This is a genomic window from Halopseudomonas xiamenensis (assembly GCF_014219065.1).
In the GTDB taxonomy this organism is placed as follows: domain Bacteria; phylum Pseudomonadota; class Gammaproteobacteria; order Pseudomonadales; family Pseudomonadaceae; genus Halopseudomonas; species Halopseudomonas xiamenensis.
In genome coordinates, this window is sequence record NZ_JACLGO010000036.1 from 17705 (window position 1) to 36216 (window position 18512).

At 64.7% G+C, this 18512-nt stretch carries 25 protein-coding genes and 2 riboswitches; of the genes, 11 read left to right on the forward strand and 14 right to left on the reverse strand.

Translation table 11 applies throughout. The annotated features are described in order from the left end of the window. The first annotated feature begins 220 nt into the window (after positions 1-220). Together H6X51_RS17995 and H6X51_RS18000 are read left to right on the forward strand one after the other, a co-directional pair. On the forward strand, positions 221-574 hold the full coding sequence (locus H6X51_RS17995) for a CidA/LrgA family protein (protein WP_185268852.1): 354 nt from the start codon (positions 221-223) through the stop codon (positions 572-574). Then, a complete protein-coding gene (locus tag H6X51_RS18000; RefSeq protein WP_185268853.1) occupies positions 571-1257 on the forward strand; it encodes an LrgB family protein in 687 nt (228 codons plus the stop codon). The genes H6X51_RS17995 and H6X51_RS18000 overlap by 4 nt, the downstream gene beginning before the upstream one ends. A gap of 49 nt (positions 1258-1306) precedes the next feature. On the opposite strand, the gene H6X51_RS18005 is transcribed toward H6X51_RS18000, so the two are convergent. Next, complete coding sequence (locus H6X51_RS18005) at positions 1307-2806, reverse strand: catalase (protein WP_185268854.1); 1500 nt, start codon at positions 2804-2806, stop codon at positions 1307-1309. Between the two features lie 165 nt (positions 2807-2971). Continuing rightward, positions 2972-3385, reverse strand: a complete 414-nt coding sequence (locus H6X51_RS18010) for a DoxX family protein (RefSeq protein ID WP_185268855.1) — start codon at positions 3383-3385, stop codon at positions 2972-2974. A 178-nt stretch (positions 3386-3563) separates the two neighbouring features. Here H6X51_RS18010 and H6X51_RS18015 point away from each other — a divergent pair, with 178 nt between their 5' ends. Next, positions 3564-4451, forward strand: a complete 888-nt coding sequence (locus H6X51_RS18015) for a pirin family protein (RefSeq protein WP_185268856.1) — start codon at positions 3564-3566, stop codon at positions 4449-4451. A 27-nt stretch (positions 4452-4478) separates the two neighbouring features. Here the strand turns inward: H6X51_RS18015 and H6X51_RS18020 are convergent, their stop codons facing one another. Then, positions 4479-5099 carry a trimeric intracellular cation channel family protein gene (locus H6X51_RS18020; RefSeq protein ID WP_185268857.1) on the reverse strand — a complete coding sequence of 207 codons (621 nt, stop codon included), beginning with the start codon at positions 5097-5099 and terminating at the stop codon, positions 4479-4481. A gap of 23 nt (positions 5100-5122) precedes the next feature. Continuing rightward, positions 5123-5219, reverse strand: a riboswitch (glycine riboswitch). A gap of 43 nt (positions 5220-5262) precedes the next feature. Beyond that, a riboswitch (glycine riboswitch) is annotated at positions 5263-5349 on the reverse strand. Positions 5350-5462: 113 nt separating this feature from the next. On the opposite strand from H6X51_RS18020, the gene H6X51_RS18025 reads away from it, so the two are divergent. From H6X51_RS18025 to dtd, 5 genes are all read left to right on the forward strand, one after another. After that, positions 5463-5999 carry a DUF924 family protein gene (locus H6X51_RS18025; protein ID WP_185268858.1) on the forward strand — a complete coding sequence of 179 codons (537 nt, stop codon included), beginning with the start codon at positions 5463-5465 and terminating at the stop codon, positions 5997-5999. A gap of 38 nt (positions 6000-6037) precedes the next feature. Next, the gene (locus tag H6X51_RS18030; RefSeq protein WP_185268859.1) at positions 6038-6991 is read left to right on the forward strand and encodes an META domain-containing protein; all 954 of its coding nucleotides are present in this window, start codon (positions 6038-6040) and stop codon (positions 6989-6991) included. 21 nt (positions 6992-7012) lie between these two features. Then, on the forward strand, positions 7013-7594 hold the full coding sequence (locus H6X51_RS18035; protein WP_185268860.1) for an NnrU family protein: 582 nt from the start codon (positions 7013-7015) through the stop codon (positions 7592-7594). Positions 7595-7667: 73 nt separating this feature from the next. Further along, positions 7668-8639: a prolyl aminopeptidase gene (pip, locus tag H6X51_RS18040; RefSeq protein ID WP_185268861.1), complete on the forward strand. Its 972-nt coding sequence runs from the start codon at positions 7668-7670 to the stop codon at positions 8637-8639. Continuing rightward, on the forward strand, positions 8639-9076 hold the full coding sequence (gene dtd / locus H6X51_RS18045) for a D-aminoacyl-tRNA deacylase (protein ID WP_185268862.1): 438 nt from the start codon (positions 8639-8641) through the stop codon (positions 9074-9076). The genes pip and dtd overlap by 1 nt, the downstream gene beginning before the upstream one ends. A gap of 158 nt (positions 9077-9234) precedes the next feature. Here dtd and H6X51_RS18050 read toward each other — a convergent pair whose 3' ends face one another. Continuing rightward, on the reverse strand, positions 9235-9819 hold the full coding sequence (locus tag H6X51_RS18050; RefSeq protein ID WP_185268863.1) for a 2-hydroxychromene-2-carboxylate isomerase: 585 nt from the start codon (positions 9817-9819) through the stop codon (positions 9235-9237). A gap of 28 nt (positions 9820-9847) precedes the next feature. After that, on the reverse strand, positions 9848-10576 hold the full coding sequence (locus tag H6X51_RS18055; protein WP_185268864.1) for an SDR family oxidoreductase: 729 nt from the start codon (positions 10574-10576) through the stop codon (positions 9848-9850). 120 nt (positions 10577-10696) lie between these two features. Here H6X51_RS18055 and H6X51_RS18060 point away from each other — a divergent pair, with 120 nt between their 5' ends. Beyond that, complete coding sequence (locus H6X51_RS18060) at positions 10697-11182, forward strand: winged helix-turn-helix transcriptional regulator (protein ID WP_185268865.1); 486 nt, start codon at positions 10697-10699, stop codon at positions 11180-11182. Here H6X51_RS18060 and H6X51_RS18065 read toward each other — a convergent pair whose 3' ends face one another. Genes H6X51_RS18065 through ubiE form a run of 9 tightly spaced genes read right to left on the reverse strand, consistent with a single transcriptional unit; the run spans position 11183 to position 17082 of the window. Continuing rightward, a complete protein-coding gene (locus H6X51_RS18065) occupies positions 11183-11890 on the reverse strand; it encodes a 16S rRNA (uracil(1498)-N(3))-methyltransferase (RefSeq protein ID WP_185268866.1) in 708 nt (235 codons plus the stop codon). It lies immediately after the preceding gene. After that, the gene (tatC, locus tag H6X51_RS18070; protein WP_185268867.1) at positions 11887-12669 is read right to left on the reverse strand and encodes a twin-arginine translocase subunit TatC; all 783 of its coding nucleotides are present in this window, start codon (positions 12667-12669) and stop codon (positions 11887-11889) included. Before tatC ends, H6X51_RS18065 begins: the two co-directional genes overlap by 4 nt. Continuing rightward, positions 12666-13082, reverse strand: a complete 417-nt coding sequence (gene tatB, locus H6X51_RS18075) for a Sec-independent protein translocase protein TatB (RefSeq protein ID WP_185268868.1) — start codon at positions 13080-13082, stop codon at positions 12666-12668. Before tatB ends, tatC begins: the two co-directional genes overlap by 4 nt. 6 nt (positions 13083-13088) lie before the next feature. Next, positions 13089-13319, reverse strand: coding sequence for a twin-arginine translocase TatA/TatE family subunit (gene tatA / locus H6X51_RS18080; RefSeq protein WP_185268869.1), 231 nt, complete (start codon positions 13317-13319; stop codon positions 13089-13091). Between the two features lie 21 nt (positions 13320-13340). Continuing rightward, positions 13341-13673, reverse strand: coding sequence for a phosphoribosyl-ATP diphosphatase (locus H6X51_RS18085; protein ID WP_185268870.1), 333 nt, complete (start codon positions 13671-13673; stop codon positions 13341-13343). After that, entirely contained in the window at positions 13666-14079 is a 414-nt protein-coding gene (gene hisI / locus H6X51_RS18090; protein WP_185268871.1) for a phosphoribosyl-AMP cyclohydrolase, read from the reverse strand. Before hisI ends, H6X51_RS18085 begins: the two co-directional genes overlap by 8 nt. A 32-nt stretch (positions 14080-14111) precedes the next feature. Further along, positions 14112-15701 (reverse strand): ubiquinone biosynthesis regulatory protein kinase UbiB, encoded by a 1590-nt coding sequence (ubiB, locus tag H6X51_RS18095; protein ID WP_185268872.1) that lies wholly within the window; start codon positions 15699-15701, stop codon positions 14112-14114. After that, the gene (locus tag H6X51_RS18100) at positions 15698-16321 is read right to left on the reverse strand and encodes a ubiquinone biosynthesis accessory factor UbiJ (protein ID WP_185268873.1); all 624 of its coding nucleotides are present in this window, start codon (positions 16319-16321) and stop codon (positions 15698-15700) included. Before H6X51_RS18100 ends, ubiB begins: the two co-directional genes overlap by 4 nt. After that, positions 16321-17082 carry a bifunctional demethylmenaquinone methyltransferase/2-methoxy-6-polyprenyl-1,4-benzoquinol methylase UbiE gene (gene ubiE / locus H6X51_RS18105; RefSeq protein ID WP_185268874.1) on the reverse strand — a complete coding sequence of 254 codons (762 nt, stop codon included), beginning with the start codon at positions 17080-17082 and terminating at the stop codon, positions 16321-16323. Before ubiE ends, H6X51_RS18100 begins: the two co-directional genes overlap by 1 nt. Before the next feature lie 144 nt (positions 17083-17226). Here ubiE and H6X51_RS18110 point away from each other — a divergent pair, with 144 nt between their 5' ends. Next, the gene (locus H6X51_RS18110) at positions 17227-17502 is read left to right on the forward strand and encodes a polyhydroxyalkanoic acid system family protein (RefSeq protein ID WP_185268875.1); all 276 of its coding nucleotides are present in this window, start codon (positions 17227-17229) and stop codon (positions 17500-17502) included. A gap of 77 nt (positions 17503-17579) precedes the next feature. Further along, on the forward strand, positions 17580-18290 hold the full coding sequence (locus H6X51_RS18115) for a phasin family protein (RefSeq protein ID WP_185268876.1): 711 nt from the start codon (positions 17580-17582) through the stop codon (positions 18288-18290). Positions 18291-18512: the final 222 nt, after the last annotated feature.

The following is an 18512-nucleotide window of genomic DNA, read 5'->3' on the forward strand; positions in this document are numbered from 1 at the left end:
TGCCGGACTGTTATGGCTGGGATGGAGTTGTACAGAGGAAAGGGGATATCAGTGTGGCCGCTGATACGGTTTTTATATCTGTATCTGATCCTGTTCATTTGCAGGCCGATATTGCATAGTGCGCGGTCGAATCAATTTTGCCATGGGGCTGTCGGTGCATGTATTACCAGCAAGCTGAGTACGAACGAAGCGGGCACGGCCCGTACCAACGGAGACGGACATGAATCTGGGGGCGCTGCTGTGGTTGATGGCGCTGCAGGTGCTGGGTGCGTTGATCAGTCATTTCCTGGTGCCGGCGCTGCCGGGGCCGATCATCGGCATGGTACTGCTGGTGCTCGGTCTGATCGTGCTGGGCGAGGTGCCCGAGCCGCTGCAGCGTACCGCCTCGGCGCTGCTCGGCTACCTGCCGTTGCTGCTGGTGGTACCCGCCTCGGGCATCATGCTCAGCCATGACCGGCTGCTGGCGGACTGGCTGCCGATCACGCTGGCGCTGGTCGGCTCGCTGCTGGTGGCCGTGCCCTTCTGTGGCTGGCTGCTGCAGTGGCTGATCCGCCGCCAGGAGAGCCGCCAATGATCGCCCTGCTGGTAACCATCCCGGTGTTCGCGCCGATGTTGACGGTGGCCGCCTACCAGGTCGCGCTCTGGGTGCAGCGGCGCACCGGTTCGCTGTTGCTGCAGCCGGTGATCGTCACCCTGGCGCTGGTGATCGCCATGCTCCTGCTGCTGGACATAGACTACCTCACCTACCGCGAGGCCGCGGAGCCGATCGCGCTGTTGCTGGGCCCGGCCACGGTGGCGCTGGCGGTGCCGCTGTATCAGCAGCGCCAGCGCATCCGGCTGCTGTTGTGGCCGATCCTCATTACCCTGCTGGTCGGCGGCGTACTCATCGTTGCCCTGACCTTGCTGCTCGGCTGGCTGCTGGGCGCGCCTTTCGTCACGCTGATGTCGCTGGCGCCCAAGTCGGTGACCATGCCGATCGCCATGCTGCTCTCCGAACAGGCCGGTGGTGATGCGGCGATGACCGCGGCGCTGGTGATGCTGACCGGGGTGATAGGGACGGTAATGGCGCCGCCGCTGCTGCGTCTGGCGCGGGTCGACTCGCCCGCCGCCCGGGGCCTGACCCTGGGCATGAACGCGCATGCCATCGGCACCGCCCATGCGCTGCGCGAGGGGGGGGAGTGCGCCGCTTTCGCTGCACTGGGCATGAGCCTGCTGGGATTGGCGACAGCGCTGCTGCTGCCTTGGTTCGTCGGCTGACGGTAGCGGGGCCTGCGTTGCGCAGGCCCCTGTCGGTCGGGCCAGGCGATCAGGCCTCGCCCATGCCCTCGGCCGGTTCCGGCGCACTGCCGCTGCGCACCTTCTCCTCGATACGACGGCCAACCTCGGCGTCGATGCTCTTCCAGTAGTCCAGCGCCCGCTCCAGTACCGGGCTGCGGACCCCGCCGAGCAGACTGCCAGCGACCTGCTCGACCAGGCGCTCGCGCTGCGCATCATCGAACACCTCGCGGACCATGGTGCCCGGCTGGCCAAAGTCGTCGTCCTCCGGGTGCAGGGTATAGGCGCTGCGGACCATCTCGCCGTCCGCTTCCCAGCCGTCCTCCATCCTGCCGGTATTATCGGCCCAGCTGCGATCGCCGCTGTTGGGCACATATACCGGGGCGTTGCCGCTGTGCTCGTAGGTCATCTGGCCGTCGAACATGTAGGTGTTGACCGGTACCTTGGGGCGGTTCACCGGCAACTGGTGGAAGTTGGTGCCGATGCGGTTGCGCTGCGCATCGTTGTAGGCAAAGGCGCGGCCGAGCAGCATCTTGTCCGGGGACAGGCCGATGCCCGGCACCGTGTTGCCGGGGGAGAAGGCCGCCTGCTCGATCTGCGCGAAGAAGTTCTCCGGGTTGCGGTTCAGCGTCATCCTGCCGACCTTGATCAGCGGGTAGTCCTTGTGCGGCCAGATCTTGGTCAGGTCGAAGGGGTTGAAGCGGTAGCCGGCGGCCTCGGCGTAGGGCATGACCTGTACCGACAGCGTCCAGCTCGGGTGCTCGCCACGGCCGATCGCCTCGAACAGATCGCGACGATGGTAGTCCGCATCCTTGCCGGCCATGTCGGCGGCCTCGGCGTTGGTGAAGAACTCCATGCCCTGCTCGGTATGGAAGTGATACTTGACCCAGAAGCGCTCGCCGGCGGCATTGATCCACATGTAGGTATGCGAGCCGTAGCCGTTCATGTGCCGCCAGGTGCGCGGCAGACCGCGGTCGCCCATCAGGTAGGTCACCTGGTGCGCCGATTCGGGGTTGTTGGTCCAGAAGTCCCACTGCATGTGGTTGTCGCGCAGGCCGGAGTCGGGCAGGCGCTTCTGGCTGCGGATGAAGTGCGGGAATTTCATCGGGTCGCGCACGAAGAAGATCGGCGTGTTGTTGCCGACCAGGTCGTAGTTGCCCTCGCTGGTATAGAACTTCAGCGAGAAGCCGCGCACATCGCGCCAGGTATCCGGGCTGCCCATCTCGCCGGCGACCGTGGAAAAGCGCGCCAGCATCTCGGTCTGGCATCCTTTCTGGAACAGTGCGGCCTTGGTGTAGGCCGAGACGTCTTCGGTGGTTTCGAACACGCCGAAGGCGCCGGCGCCCTTGGCATGCGGTTGGCGCTCGGGCACCTTTTCCCGATTGAAGTGCGCCATTTGTTCGAGGAAGTGCACATCGTGCAACATGATCGGGCCATTGGCGCCGATGCTGAGCGAGTTGCGGTCGCTGGGTGCCGGGGCACCGGTACTCATGGTCGAGCCGGTGTTCGGCTTCTTGGTGGAGTCGGTCATTGCGGTATTCTCCTGTTCAGGCGGCTGGCGAAACCTCGCGGCATAGCCGTCCTTCACTGTAGACCATGCAGCGGGCCTGGGCGCTGTTCTTTACCGGGAGTTACAAAGAGTGGGGCCCTGGATTGAAGGCCCGCGCTCAGGCGCTTGCAAAGGCGCGGCGTGTCTTCACCTGCCGTCGATCGAGTACTTGCCGGGGCCGGTCAAGCCAAGCAGCAACAGGCCGCCGGCAATGCTCAGGTTCTTGAAGAACTGCGTCATGTTGGCCGCTCGCTCCGGCTCGGCCATCGTCCAGAAATCGTGCCCGATCACCGCGGTACCCAGGGTGAACAGGACGAAGAGAAAGGCCAGCGGGCGGGTATAGAAGCCGACCAGGATCAGGATGGCGACGAAGAACTCCATGAGCACGGCAATGGCTGCGGCCAGCATGGGCGCGGGTGTTCCCAATGATTCCAGGTAGGCCGTGGTCCCGGCAAAACCGGTCAGCTTGCCCCAACCCGACAGGACGAACAGGATCATCAGCAGGACACGTGCCAGCAGAATGATCTCGTTTCTCTGATTTTCCAGCAGACTGTATCTCATGTTCACTTCCCCATGGTCCCTGTTTCCAGCAAAGCGGCTCAGCGGTATATAGGAACTAAAGCCGACCGCTGTACTTCCGTCAAACTGGCGCGATACCTGGCGTCACCTGCCGGCGGGGCTGGATATCGAGCCGTGGTCATGCGAACGTCAAGGCTCCAGCCAATCCGGGAGGCAGCCCATGATCGAACTCATCATCCCGCAGCGTCGCCGCAACCTCGGCCACTTCGAGGTCCAGCGGGTACTGCCGTTCGCCAAGCGGCGCATGGTCGGTCCCTATATCTTCTTCGACCGCATGGGGCCCAAGGATCTGGCGCCGGGACTACCACCCGAGGCTGACGTGCTTCCGCATCCGCATATCGGCCTGTCGACCATCACCTATCTGTTCGATGGCGAGATCATGCACCGCGACAGCGTGGGCTCGGAGCAGGCGGTGCGTCCGGGGGAGGTCAACTGGATGACCGCGGGCCGCGGCATCACCCATTCCGAGCGTTTCGAACAGGCGCGGGCGCAGGGTGGCCCGATCGACGGCGTGCAGGCCTGGGTGGCGCTACCCGATGAGTGCGAGGAAACGGACCCGGGCTTCTGGCACTACGATAACCAGGCGTTGCCAGCGTTCGCGGACGACGGCGTCAGCGGGCGGGTGATCGCAGGTTGCCTGGCGGGCCTGCAGTCGCCGGTGCGGACCCACTCGCCGCAGTTCTATGTGCACTGGCAATTGCGCACGGGGGCACGCGCCTCGCTGCCAGCGGAATACAGCGAGCGCGCGGTCTATGTCGCCAGCGGCACTGCAGATGTGGCTGGCCAGCGCGTCGAGGCCGGCAGCATGGCGGTACTGGCGCCTGGCAAGGCTGTTACCGTCACCGCGCTGGGCGGTGCGGTGGTCATGGCCCTGGGTGGCGAGCCGGTGGGGCCGCGCTACATCGACTGGAACTTCGTCTCGTCATCCCGGGAACGGATCGAGCAGGCCCGCGCCGACTGGCAGGCCGGACGCATGAAACTGCCCGACCTGGATAACACGGAGTTCATTGCGTTGCCGCCGAAGCTGGGCACGATGACGCGGTCCTGACGCTGGCGGGCCGGGACTGCCTCAGCCTCAGTCCTTCCAGCGCCCCGGCTCGTAGGAGAACACCGGCAGCGACCACGACCAGCGAATGGCCGCCAGGCGCACGGCCAGGCCGAAACTGAAGGACGCCAGCAGGTTCACGTCCTCGTTGACTCCCAGGTAGCGCAGGCTCAGGTAGAGGATCGCCACCATCAGCGACACGCTGGCATACAACTCCTTGCGCAGCACCATGGGCGTGCGGTTGCACAGCAGGTCGCGGAGGATGCCGCCGAAGATACCGGTGGTCATGCCGGCCATGATCACCACCGTGGTGCTGTAGTCCAGCTGCAGCGCCACGTTGCAGCCGATCACGGTGAAGGCGATAAGGCCCATGCCATCGAGCACCAGGAAGATCGAGTGCAGACGGTGCATGTAACGCGCCACCAGCATGGTCAGCAGGCCGGCGGAGATGGTCAGGTGGATATACATCGGGTGCTGGGTCCAGGTGACCGGATAGTTGCCCAGCAGCATGTCGCGTACCGTGCCGCCACCCAGGGCGGTGATGAAGGCGATGAAGGCGACCCCGAACATGTCCATGTTGCGCCGGCCAGCGGCCAGTGCGCCGGACATGGCTTCGGCGGTGATGGCTATCAGATAGACGTAGAGAAGCATACAGTTTCCTCTGCACTGTAATCGCCTCTCCCCCTGTCCTTTTACCTGAGAGTTTACGCAGTCGAAGACTGCTTGCCCCTTCGGTGGGTTGCTCGGCAACCTCTCTCCAGCTGGCGTTACGGTCGCATGGAAAGCGCCTTGGCGGCGACTTGTCAGCTTCCTGGTATGACTCGCAGTAACTGTGCCTGAGCGATTATGGGAGTTTGCGCCTTCGGCGGGGGTGGCTGCCCCTCTCTCCTGCGAGCCGGCGATTATACAGCAAGTACCGGCGGAAGCCATGCCCGGCCCGCAGCTGCCGGAGTTTTACGGGCGATGGCGCCGCGGATTGATTACACTGGACCGGGCAACCGAGCGGAGAGACCCATGCATCAGCAGATACTCGATTTCTGGTTCGAGCAGCTCGAGCCAGCGAAGTGGTGGACCAAGGATGAGCGGCTGGATCGCTCGATCGAGCAGCGTTTTGGCCAATTGCACCGCCAGGCTGCCAGCGGCGAGCTGTGGCGCTGGCGCGTCACGCCCGAGGGGCGGCTGGCCGAGATCATCCTGCTCGACCAGTTCTCGCGCAATATCCACCGCGACCGCCCTGAGGCCTTCGCCCACGACGGCATGGCCCTGGTACTGGCCCAGGAGGCCATCACCGCCGGTGCCGACCTGGCGCTGCCGGTGGTGCAGCGCAGCTTCCTGTACATGCCGTTCATGCACAGCGAGTCGTTGCCGATCCATGAGCGGGCGGTGCAATTGTTCAGCACTCCGGGCATGGAAAGCAGCCTGGACTTCGAGATACGCCACCGGGACATCCTGCGGCGCTTCGGCCGCTATCCCCATCGCAACCAGATTCTCGGGCGGGCATCCAGCGACGAGGAGCTGGCCTTTCTGAGCCAGCCGGGTTCGTCGTTCTGAGCCGCGCCCTTCACCGACCTGTTGAGAGGATATGATCCATGCATTTTTCCATTCCGACCCTGGCGCTGGCCGCCACCCTCGGCGTACTGGCCGGCTGCGCTGCCGGCACCGACCAGCGCCCGGCCGCCAGCATGATCGAGAGCGAAGGCTTCAGCACCCAGCTGCAATGTGGTCGACTGCCGGTCAGCGCCAGCGGGCAGGGCGAGCAGCTGCAGGTGGAGGTCAATGGCGAGCAGTTCGCCATGCGCCAGGCGATCAGTGCCTCGGGCGCCCGCTATGTTGCCGACACCGAGGAGGAGACCAGCCTGTGGTTCAAGGGCGAGCAGGCCTGGCTGGTGCTGCGCGGCGACGAATATCCATTGTGCGCGCCTGCCGGAAGCATCATCGAGCCGTTCCGCGCGTCCGGTAACGAACCCTTCTGGTCATTGACGCTGGAACAGGGCCTGTTGAGCCTGAACCGGCTGAACGAAGGCGAGTTGCCGGCCCAGCCCTATGTCACCGAGGAGCGCGGCCAGGTCAGTACCGACGGTGCGCATCCGGTCAGTCTGCGGGTGACCGAGCAGCTGTGCCGCGACAGCATGAGCGGTATGCCCTTTCCGCAGCGGGCCAGCGTGCAGGTCGACGGCGCCACCCTGGAAGGCTGCGGCGGCGATCCGGCACGCCTGCTGCAGGGCGGTGAATGGGTGGTGGAGGATATCGATGGCCGCGGCATCATCGACCGCTCGCGGGTGACCCTGAACTTCTGGCGCGATGGCCGGGTGACCGGGCGTGCCTCGTGCAACAACTTCATGGGACAATACCAGCTGACCGGCGAGGGCCTGGGTATCGGCCAGACGGCCACCACCAGGATGGCCTGCGCGCCGTCGCTGATGGAGCAGGAGCAGCGGGTATTGCGTAACCTGGAGAACCTGCAGGGCTTCGATTTCGATGACAGCGGCGCCCTGCTGCTGCGCGCGGGCTCCGGCTCGTTCAAGGCGCGTTTGGAAAACTGATAACAATCAAGGAGATGAATCGTGTTGGCACTGATACTGGGACTACTGATCTTTCTCGGCGTGCATTCCACGCGCCTGTTCGCCGCCGATTGGCGTACCGCCCAGGTCGAGCGTCGTGGGCTGGGGGCCTGGAAGGGCCTGTATTCCGTCGTGGCGCTGGTCGGCCTGCTGCTGATCATCTGGGGTTACGGGCAGGCGCGGCTGGCGCCCACCTGGCTATGGGTATCGCCGGTCTGGACCCGTCATCTGGCGGCGTTGCTGACCATCCCGGCGTTCATCCTGCTGGCGGCGACCTATGTGCCGGGTACGCATATCAAGGCGCGGGTCGGCCATCCGATGCTGCTGGGGGTGAAGTTCTGGGCCCTGGCGCATCTGATTGCCAATGGCACCCTGGCCGACCTGCTGCTGTTCGGCGGCTTCCTGGCCTGGGCGGTGGCGCTGTACGTGGTCCTGCGCCGGCGTGACCGGCTGGCCGGGGTAAGCTATCCGGCGGTCGGTGCCAGCCGCGATGGCATTGCCATCGTCATCGGGCTGGTCGCCTGGGTGGTATTCGCCCTGTGGTTGCACGGGCCGCTGATCGGTGTCCGCCCGTTCGGCGGTTGATCGCTGGCTGCCGGCGGGTTGCTGGCTTTCATTACCTTGGCAGCCGCGCGGCTGCCTACCCGGGAGTATGACCATGCAATTGCTGTATCCGGAGATAAAACCCTTCGCCCGGCATGACCTGGCGGTGGCAGCGCCGCATGTGCTGTATGTCGACGAGAGCGGGCAGCAGAACGGCCTGCCGGTGGTCTTCATCCACGGCGGGCCGGGTGGGGGCTGCGACAACCTGAGCCGGCGTTTCTTCGACCCGTCGATCTATCGCATCATCACCTTCGACCAGCGCGGTGCCGGGCGTTCCACGCCCCATGCCAGCCTGGAGGACAACACCACCAGCGCGCTGATCGAGGACCTGGAAGCCCTGCGCAACCACCTGGGTATCGACAAGTGGGTACTGTTCGGTGGCTCCTGGGGCTCGACCCTGGCGCTGGCCTATGCCCAGGCGCATCCGCAGCGGGTGCTGGGCATGATCCTGCGCGGCATCTTCCTGTGCCGCGACCAGGATATCCACTGGTTCTACCAGGAAGGTGCCAGCCGCATCTTTCCCGACTATTGGGAGGAGTACCAGTCGCTGATTCCCGAAGCCGAGCGCGGCGACATGGTTGCCGCCTATTACCGCCGGCTGACCGGGGATGACGAAATCTGCCAGATGCACGCCGCCCGGGCCTGGTCCGCCTGGGAGGGACGCTGCGCCACGCTGCGCCCCAGCAACCAGGTGGTCGAGCGTTTTACCGATGCGCGCCGGGCCCTGGCCATGGCCCGCATCGAGTGCCATTACTTCATCAACAAGGCATTCATGCAGCCGGACCAACTGCTGCGCGAGATGCCCAGGATCGAACACATACCCGGCATCATCGTGCATGGTCGCTACGACATCATCTGCCCGTTGGACAATGCCCTGGCGCTGCACCAGCGCTGGCCGGGCAGCGAACTGCAGATCATTCGTGACGCCGGCCACTCCGCCTCGGAGCCGGGCATCGCCGACGCCCTGGTACGCGCCACCCAGAGCATGGCGCGGCAATTGCTCAAGCTTGAGCCGGAGGCAGAATAGTGAAGGGATTGCTGCAACGGGTCAGCCAGGCGCGGGTCGAGGTCGGCGGCGAGATCGTCGGTGCCATCGACCAGGGGCTGCTGGTGCTGGTCGGTATCGAGCCCCAGGATGACCGCGCCAGCGCCGACCGGCTGCTGCACAAGCTGCTCAATTACCGGGTATTCGCTGACGTCGAGGGGCGCATGAACTGCTCGGTCCAGGATATCCAGGGTGGCCTGCTGCTGGTTTCCCAGTTCACCCTGGCCGCCGACACTCGCAAGGGGCTGCGCCCGGGCTTTTCCACCGCGGCCCCGCCCCAGCAGGCCGAGGAACTGTTCGACTACCTGCTGGCGCAGGCTCGCCAGGGTTGGTCGCAGGTAGCCACCGGCCGCTTCGGTGCCGACATGCAGGTGCACCTGGTCAATGACGGCCCGGTGACCATCCTGCTGGAGACCTGATCTTGCCTCTGTAGGAGGCCCGCCTCGGGCCGATAGCGCTGTTCGGCGGGTCCGCTATCGCGCCGGGGCGGCGCTCCGACAAGGACGACCCTTCCAGAAAGGTGGATGCTCCCACAAGGATGTTTCCAGACGAAGCAGGACCCTGGGCTGGTTGTCTATCAGCCTAGGGCTTCCTCGACAAAATCCAGTCGATCCTGGCCGAAGAACATCTCGTCGCCGACGAACATGGTCGGTGCGCCGAACACCCCGCGTTCGATGGCCTGCTCGGTGATCTGCCGCAGCCGGTCCTTGACCGCCGGATCGTTGAGCTTCTGCAGCAGCTCGGCGGTATCGAAGCCTGCGCCAGCCAGCACCTCGGCGAGCACCTCGGGGTTGCCCATGTCCTTGCCATCCACCCACATGGCCTGGAACACCGCCTCGACATAGGGCACGAAGCGTTCCGTGCCGAGGTAGGCAGCGGCGCCACGCATCAGCTGCATGGTATTGATCGGAAAGAACGGGTTGTGCGCAAAGGGTACGCCGTAGCGTCGGGCGAAGCGCAGGAAGTCGACCCGGGTATAGCGGCCCTTGGCCGGGATGGTGGCCGGCGAGGCATTGCCCGTGGCCTTGAACACGCCACCCAGCAGCATCGGCTGGTATACCACCTCGGCGTCGTGGCGCTGCGCCAGCTTGGCTATCTGGGTCCAGGCCAGGTAGCTGGCCGGGCTGCCCACGTCAAAGAAGAACTCCACCTGCTTGCTCATGCTTGTCACTCCAGTCTCAGTCAAAGGGTCAGAAGGTTTCCATCCACGGTCGCAGGTCCAGCTCGTGGGTCCAGCAATCACGCGGCTGGCAATGCAACTGCCAGTATTGCTCGGCGATATGCTCCGGATCGAGAATGCCAGCCTGCTCCTTCAGAGCATAGCGCTCGGGGAAGTTGTCGCGGATAAAGGCGGTGTCGATGGCGCCATCGATGATCGGGTGGGCGACATGGATACCCTGCGGGCCGAGCTCGCGGGCCATGCTCTGGGCCAGGGCGCGCAGGGCGAACTTGGCGCCGGCGAAGGCGCTGAAGCCGCTGCCGCCGCGCAGCGAGGCGGTGGCGCCGGTGAAGATGATGGTGCCGCGGCCGCGCGGCAGCATGGCCTTGGCCGCCTCGCGGCCGGTGAGAAAGCCCGCCAGCGCGGCCATCTCCCAGACCTTGCGATAGACCCGCTCGGTGGTTTCGGTGATGCTGAAGCGCACGTTGGCGCCGATATTGAACACCACCACTTCGATGGGCCCGATCTGCTGCTCGATATGGCTGAACAGCTCGATCATCTGCTCGTCACTGCGGGCGTCGCAGCCGAACGGGTGAGCGCTGCCACCAGCCTGCTCGATGCTCTCGACCAGGGGCGCCAGCTTGTCGGCCTGGCGGCGGGTGACGCACAGGGTGAAACCCTCGCGGGCAAAACGCTGGGCAATGGCGCCGCCGGTGGCATCGCCGGCACCGATGACTACGGCAACGGGTGGTCTGGACATGGATAAGGCTCCTGCTTATGGGTTCTTTTTTGGAACTTATTAGATAGTCAGTTTCTTTTTGGAACTTGTCAAGCTATCCTGTGACCATTGTTCAAGACTGTCGTTTGCCGAGGATAGGGTATGCGCTGGGAAGAGTTGGATCAGCAGCCGTGTTCGTTGTCTCGCACCCTGGCGGTGGTCGGTGACCGCTGGACGCTGCTGGTGCTGCGCGACTGCTTTCTCGGGGTGCGGCGTTTCGACGAGTTCGAGAAGCGTCTCGGCGTGACCCGCCACGTGCTGGCCGACCGGCTGAAGAAACTGGTCGAGTACGGCGTGCTGGTCAAGGTCCCCTACCAGCAGCGGCCGCTACGTGAAGAATACCGGCTGACCGAGCGTGGCCTGGAGTTGCACCCGGCGATCATGGCGCTGGTCAGCTGGGGCGACCGGCATATGGCCGATGAGCGCGGCGCGCCGATCCGGCATGTGCACAAGGGCTGTGGCCAGGCCATGCGCCCGGTCATGGTGTGTTCCGAATGTGCCGAGCCGGTGAGTGCCCGGGACATCCTGGTGCAGGTGGGCGAGGGCTGGGAGGGACAGGTCGGCGAGCTGTTGCCGGCAGCGCGCTGATCAGCCGAGTCGGGCGATCAGCGCGGTCACCGCGGTTTCCACCCGCAGGATGCGTTCACCCAGCTGCACCGGCTGCAGGCCGGCGGCGCTCAGCTTGTCCACCTCGTAGGGAATCCAGCCGCCTTCCGGACCGATCGCCAGGGTGATGGGTCCGGTCACTGCGCGGGGGCAGGGGGGATGGTCGCCGGGGTGGGCGACCAGTCCGAGGCTGTCGCCGAGCAGGCCGGGCAAACGGTCTTCGACGAAGGGCTTGAAGCGTTTCTCGATGCGAACCCTCGGCAGGAGCGTATCGCGCGCCTGCTCCAGCCCCAGCAGCAGGTTCTCACGGATCACCTCGGGCTGCAGGAAGGGGGTCTGCCAGAAGCTCTTTTCCACCCGGTAGCTGTTCAGCAGGATGATCTCGGCCACCCCGAGGCTGGCGCAATGCTGCAGGATGCGACGGAACATCTTCGGCCTGGGCATGGCCAGCAGCAGGGTCAGCGGCAGCTTGGCCGGGGGCGGCTGATCGAGTTCGAGCCGCAGTTCGGCATGCTGCTCATCCAGCGCCAGTACCTGGCCTTCGCCCATCAGCCCGTCGATCCGGCCGACCCGCAGACGGTCGCCCACGGCCACCTGCTGGATCTCCAGCATGTGCTGCAGGCGCCGGCCACTGAGGCGTGCCCGCTGCGGCGCGATGAAGTCATGCTCCTCGAGCAGCAACAGGTTCATGCGCCGGGGCTGTCGTCCTGGCTTTCGGCCTGTTCCCGGTTTACCGGCTTGAGCATGCCGGCGAACAGGATGCCGACCTCGTACAGCAGCCACATGGGCACCGCCAACATGGTCTGGGAGATCACGTCCGGTGGTGTCAGCAGCATGCCGATGACGAAACAGCCGATGACCACATAGGGACGGATCTGCTTGAGCTTGGCCACGTCCACCACCCCGGCGAGCACCAGCAGCACGGTGGCTACCGGTATCTCGAAGGCCAGGCCGAAGGCCAGGAATAGCGTCATCACGAAGTCGAGATAGCTGTTGATGTCGGTCATCACCGTTACCCCTTCGGGGGCGACGCTGGTGAAGAAGCCGAACACCAGCGGGAACACCGCATAGTAGGCGAAGGCCATGCCGGCATAGAACAATATGATGCTCGATGCCAGCAGTGGCAGGGCGATGCGCTTTTCATGCTTGTACAGCCCCGGTGCGATGAAGCCCCAGATCTGGTGCAGGACGAAGGGCATGGCCAGGAACAGCGCGCTGATCAGCGCCAGCTTGAACGGCGTGAGAAACGGCGAGGCCACATCCGTGGCGATCATGCTGGTGCCCTCGGGCAGGTAGACCCGCAGCGGCTCGGAGATGAAGGTGTAGAGATCGTTGGCGAAATAGAACAACCCGGCGAAGATCAGCAGCCAGATCACTATGATGCGCAGCAACCGGGAACGCAGTTCGGTCAGGTGGGCGACCAGCGGCATGTCGCCGCTGGTGTTCTGCTCGGGTAACTTGTCACTCATTTGGGCGCAGCCGGATGGTCGTCAGTGGATGAAGGGGCGGGGCTGGCGGCAGGAACCGTGGCATCGTCGGTCGCTGTCGGCGCATCGGTGCTCTGCACTGCTGGCGCCTGTGAGGGCGCAGTGGCCTGTTCCGCGTCCTCGCCCTGGCTGGCGCGTTTGACATTGGAGGCTGGCTTGGCGGTGCCCGGCTTCTTCGCCAGGTCAGCCATGATCTTCTCGTTATGCAGTGCCTGGCGGATTTCGTCGGCGCCCATTTCCCGTTCCACCTGGCTGCGCACGTCCGCCAGGCTGCGCTTGATCCGGCCGATATACAGGCCGGCCATGCGCACCGCGCCGGGCAACCGTTCCGGGCCCAGCACCAGCAGGGCGACGATCGCCACCAACACCATTTCCAGAAAACCGATATCGAACATGGACCATCAGTCCTTGTGCTGAGTGGATTCCGTTTTCTGTTCGGGTTTGACGTCCAGGGTTTCGCCCTTGCGCTCTTCCACCGAGGGTTTGTCGTCGTCATTCATCGACTTGCGAAAGCCCTTGATCGCCTCGCCCACATCTCCACCAATGCCCTTGAGCCGCTTGGTGCCGAACAACAGGATGACGATCAGCAGGATGATCGCCAGTTGCCAGATACTGATTCCACCTAAACCCATCTCAACCTCCAGGGCAGTGCCCTACTTGTGTGCTCGCGCTGCTTTCTCGGCCAGGCCGGACAAGTCAAAACGCCGTTCCAGTTCATTCAATACATCATCCGGGCCGAGGTCCAGGTGACTGAGCATGACCAGCGTATGAAACCACAGATCAGCGGTTTCATAAATCAGCTCGGCCTTGTCACCGGACTGCTGGCAATCCTTGGCCGCCAGCAGGGTCTCGGTGCATTCCTCGCCGACCTTTTCCAGGATCTTGTTCAGGCCCTTGGCATGCAGGCTGGCGACATAGGAGCTGTCGGCTGCCGCCTGCTTGCGTTGCTCCAGCACCTCGGCCAGGCGCGTGAGCGTGTCATTCATGCTTGTGCTCATAGATATCTTCCGGGTTCTTGATGACAGGATCACTGTCCTGCCAGTGACCATCCTTGAAAACCTTGTAGAAGCAGCTCTGGCGCCCGGTATGGCAGGCGATGCCGCCGCGTTGCTCGACCTGCATGATGATCACGTCGTTGTCGCAGTCCAGGCGCAATTCATGCAGGACCTGGATATGCCCGGACTCCTCGCCCTTGCGCCACAGCTTGCGCCGCGAGCGTGACCAGTAGATCGCGCGCTGCTCCCGTGCGGTCAGTTGCAGCGCCTCGCGGTTCATCCAGGCGACCATCAGTACCCGGCCGCTGGCAGCATCCTGGGCAATGGCGGGTATCAGGCCGTCGGCATCCCATTTGATGCAGTCCAGCCAGTCGGTATCGGTATGCGTATCGGTCATGTCGGTCGTTGTGCCAGGGACGTGGGTAGGGGCTAGCGCCGCAGTACCAGCCAGCCGCCGGCCGCCAGCAGCAGCCAGTACAGCGGCGGGGTCTGGGTCCACAGCGTCATGTCGGTGCCCATGCCATTGGCGCCCGCAGCGACCAGTACGGCGCCGATCAGGCGCAGGGCGAGGGCATCGGCACGGCGTACAGGGGCATGGTGATCCCGTCGGGCGATGTTGTCCAGCGCCCGGTGCGTGGTTTCCAGCAGCGGCGGTATCCGCTCCAGGTGCTGGCGCAGGTTGTGCAGTTGATGTCGTGGGCCGGCGCGTTCGCGCATCCAGCGCTCCAGATAGGGTTTGCCGGTGCGCCAGAGGTCCAGGTCGGGGTACAGCTGGCGGCCCAGGCCCTCGATATTGAGCAGGGTCTTCTGCAGCAGCACCAGTTGCGGCTGCACTTCCATGTTGAAGCGACGGGCGGTCTGGAACAGGCGCAGCAGCAGCTGACCGAAGGAGATGTCCTTGAGTGGGCGCTCGAAGATCGGCTCGCACACGCTGCGGATCGCCGCTTCGAATTCATTGACCCGGGTTTCCGGTGGCACCCAGCCCGAATCGATGTGCAGTTGCGCCACGCGCCGGTAGTCGCGCTTGAAGAAGGCCATCAGGTTGCGCGCCAGGTAGGTCTGGTCTTCCGGGGTCAGGCTGCCGACGATGCCGAAGTCGATGGCGATGTACTGCGGCTCCTGCGGGTGGCGGTGCGAGACGAAGATGTTGCCGGGGTGCATGTCGGCATGGAAGAAGCTGTCGCGGAACACCTGGGAGAAGAAGATTTCCACACCCCGTTCGGCGAGCTTCTTCATGTCCGTGCCCTGGGCCTGCAGCGCCTCGAGATCGGTTACCGGAATGCCGGTGATGCGCTCCATGACCAGTACCTTGTGGCGGCACCAGTCCCAGTAGATCTTCGGCACGTAGAGTACCGGCGAATCGAGGAAGTTGCGCCGCAGCAGCGAGCCGTTGGCCGCTTCGCGATACAGGTCCAGCTCGTCGAAGATGGTCTGCTCGTAATCGCGCACCACCTCTACCGGCCGCAGTCGGCGTCCCTCGCGGGATACCCGCTCCAGGGTACGGGCGGCCAGGTACAGCCACTGGATGTCCTGGTGGATGACATCCTCGATATCCGGCCTGACCACCTTGACCACCACGTCGCTGCCGTCATGTAGCCGCGCGGCGTGTACCTGGGCCACCGAGGCGGAGGCGAGCGGCTGGTCGGAGAATTCGGCGAACACCGCCTCGATCGGCAGGCCCAGCTGTTCCTCGATGCGCTGGCGGGCCTGCTCCGGGGGGAAGGGCGGTACCTTGTCCTGCAGAAATGCCAGCTCGATGGCGATATCGTCGGGCAGCAGGTCGCGGCGGGTGGAAAGGATCTGGCCGAACTTGATGAACACCGGGCCCAGGCTTTCCAGCGCCAGGCGCAGACGCATGCCACGGGTCAGGTCGCGTGGCGCCGGGTACAGCTTCCACGGCCCGAGCAGCAGCAGGCGGCCATACCAGGGCAACGGCAGCGGTTGGATCAACTGGTCCAGACGGTAGCGGGTGAATACCAGCAGGATGCGAAACAGGCGCAGAAAGGCGGTCAGGTTCATGCGTCGTCGGGTCCGGTAGCGGGCTGCACCAGTTGCTGAACGCGGGCATCGAGCCGGTCCAGCTGCAGGCGCAGTTCGTGGATCTGGGCGGCGCTGGCATCGGCTTCGGCGCGGCCGACCAGCTGCCGTCCCTCTTCGGTGAGATAGTCGGCGATACTCTGCTGCAGGCTCTGGCGCGCGCCGCCGAACCAGCCACGGCCACCCCGGGCAAGCTCGCCGATGGCATGCGCGGCGACTGGACCCAGCCAGCGCGCCAGGGCCGCTTCACCGTCGATCTGCAGGTCGGTGAGGATATTCTGCAGCTCCACCAGCACCTGGGTGTCGCCACTGAGTTCGAGTTCCGGCGACAGCAGCAATGACTGGCGGTCGCTGCTCAGTGCCAGGCGGGCCAGCAGGCTGGCCGGGGCACTCAGCGTGCAGTCTGGCTCGCCAGCATGCTGCGACAGCAGACGAATGCCGCCTTCCTGCGGCAGCAGATGGATCGAGACGGCTGGCTGGCTGGCGCGGATCAGGATGCTGCGGCCCTGCAGGGCCGCGAGTCGCCTTGCGCTCAGCGGGTCCTGTTGGATGGCCAGCGCCAGGCTGCGCTCGACCCCGGCCAGCAGAAGGCGGCTGGGCATCAGGGCTTGATACCCCGGTGCAGGGCAACGATGCCGCCGGTCATGTTGTGGTAGGTGACCCGGGCGAAGCCGGCCTCCTCCATCATGCCCTTGAGCGTTTCCTGGTCTGGATGCATGCGGATCGACTCGGCCAGGTAGCGGTAGCTCTCGGCATCGCCGGTGATCAGCCGACCCATCAGCGGCAGCATGGTGAACGAATACTGGTCGTAGGCCTTGGACAGCAGTTCGTTGCCTGGCTTGGAGAACTCCAGTACCAGCAACCGGCCGCCGGGCTTGAGTACCCGCAGCATGGAGGCGATGGCGTCTTCCTTGTGGGTGACGTTGCGCAGGCCGAAGGCGATGGTGATGCAATCGAAATGGTTGTCCGGGAACGGCAGCTTTTCCGCGTCGGCCTGGACGAAACGCACATTGCCGGCCACGCCCTTGTCCAGCAGGCGATCCCGGCCGACCTTGAGCATGGAGGCGTTGATGTCCGCCAGCACCACTTCACCGGTCGGGCCGACCAGGCTGGAGAACTTGCGGGTCAGGTCGCCGGTACCGCCGGCGATATCCAGTACCCGGTTGCCCGGCCGCACACCCGACAGCTCGATGGTGAAGCGCTTCCAGAGACGATGGATGCCGCCGGACATGAGATCGTTCATCAGGTCGTATTTGGCAGCCACCGAATGGAATACCTCGGCTACCTTGCCAGCCTTTTCCGATTCGGAAACGGTCTGGAAGCCGAAGTGGGTAGTGCGGTCTGAACGGGATTTGTCTGTCATGGAAGCATCTGCCTTGGCAAATTGAGCCGCCATTCTACCTGTATTTGAGGTCGGCGAGGCGTTGAATATGGGACAGGCTGTCGCATGCGGCAGCACGATCCGGCATGCTATGCACTTTTTCACACCATACTCAAAGGAATAGCGATGGCAACTGTAGAAATCACCCGTGAACATACCCTGGGCAAAGAGGCGGCGAAGGAGCGTGCCCAGCAAATGGCGGACAAGCTGGCCGCCAAGCTGGATGCCAAGTGCAACTGGCAGGATGATGAGCTGACCTTCAAGCGCAGCGGTGTGGACGGCAGCATCCTGGTCGGCGAAGACGACGTGCGGGTAGCGGTCAAGCTGGGCATGATGCTCACGCCCATGGCCGGTATGGTGAAAGGTGAAATCGAGAAGGCGCTGAACAAGTACCTGGCTTGATTTGTCGCAATAGCGCGGCGGCTGATCTCTGCTAAGCTGGAGCTTCTCATCTACAGCAGGTCATTGGGGAGTTGCTCATGGCGGACAAGAAGAAGCGGGACGAGAAGGACAACTGGCTCGACGGGCTGGAGGGCTATTCCCGACAGATCTGGCTGGCCGGTCTTGGCGCCTACACCCGAATGGGCAAGGAAGGCGGCAAGTTGTTCGAAGCGCTGATTCGCGACGGTGAAGAGGCGGAGAAAGCGGCCAAGGCGGATAGTCGCAAGAATGGACGCGGCAAGAAGGACACCCTGGACGCGGCACGGGCCAAGGTGGACAAGGCGCGCAGCAAGATGAGCGACAAGCTCGGTGGGCTGGAGGAGATGTTCGACAAGCGCATGGCCAGTACCGTCGAGCGCCTGGGGCTGGCCCGCCAGGCCGAGCTGCAGGCGCTGGCGGCGCGGGTCGATGAATTGGCCAAGGCGCTGGAGCAGCTGTCCGCTGCACCTGCCGCCGCCAAGCCGGCGCGTGCCGCCCGCACGACTGCGGCGAGCAAGGCCGCTGCCAAGCCCGCCCCGGTGACGGCCAAGCCGGCTGCAGCCAAGCCCGCCGCTGGCAAAGCCGCTACCGCCAAACCGGCAGCCAAGCCGAAAGCCAGCGCCACCGCGACGCCAGCCAAGAGCACGGCGAGCACGGCGGTCAAGACCACGCCGCGACGCCGTAGCACCGCACCCAAGGCCGCTACCCGTGGCCAGTCGGCGCCGGCACCGGCCACCCAGGCGACCCCTGGCACCCCTCCGGAGCTGTAAATGACAAGGCCCGCCGGCGTGATCCAAGGCGAATGAGAGGGCCGGGAGGCCCACGGACGGGCAACCTCCCCAGCGGCAAAATGTATAGGAGCGACCTCGCCGCGATAGATGGCCGCCGGCTAGCTCTGTAGCCGTCGCACCGCTGATCGCGGCGAGGCGCCGCTTGTATGGTTTTCCTGCAGGTCCAAAATGGGACCTGTCAGGGTGGAGGGGCTAGCGTCG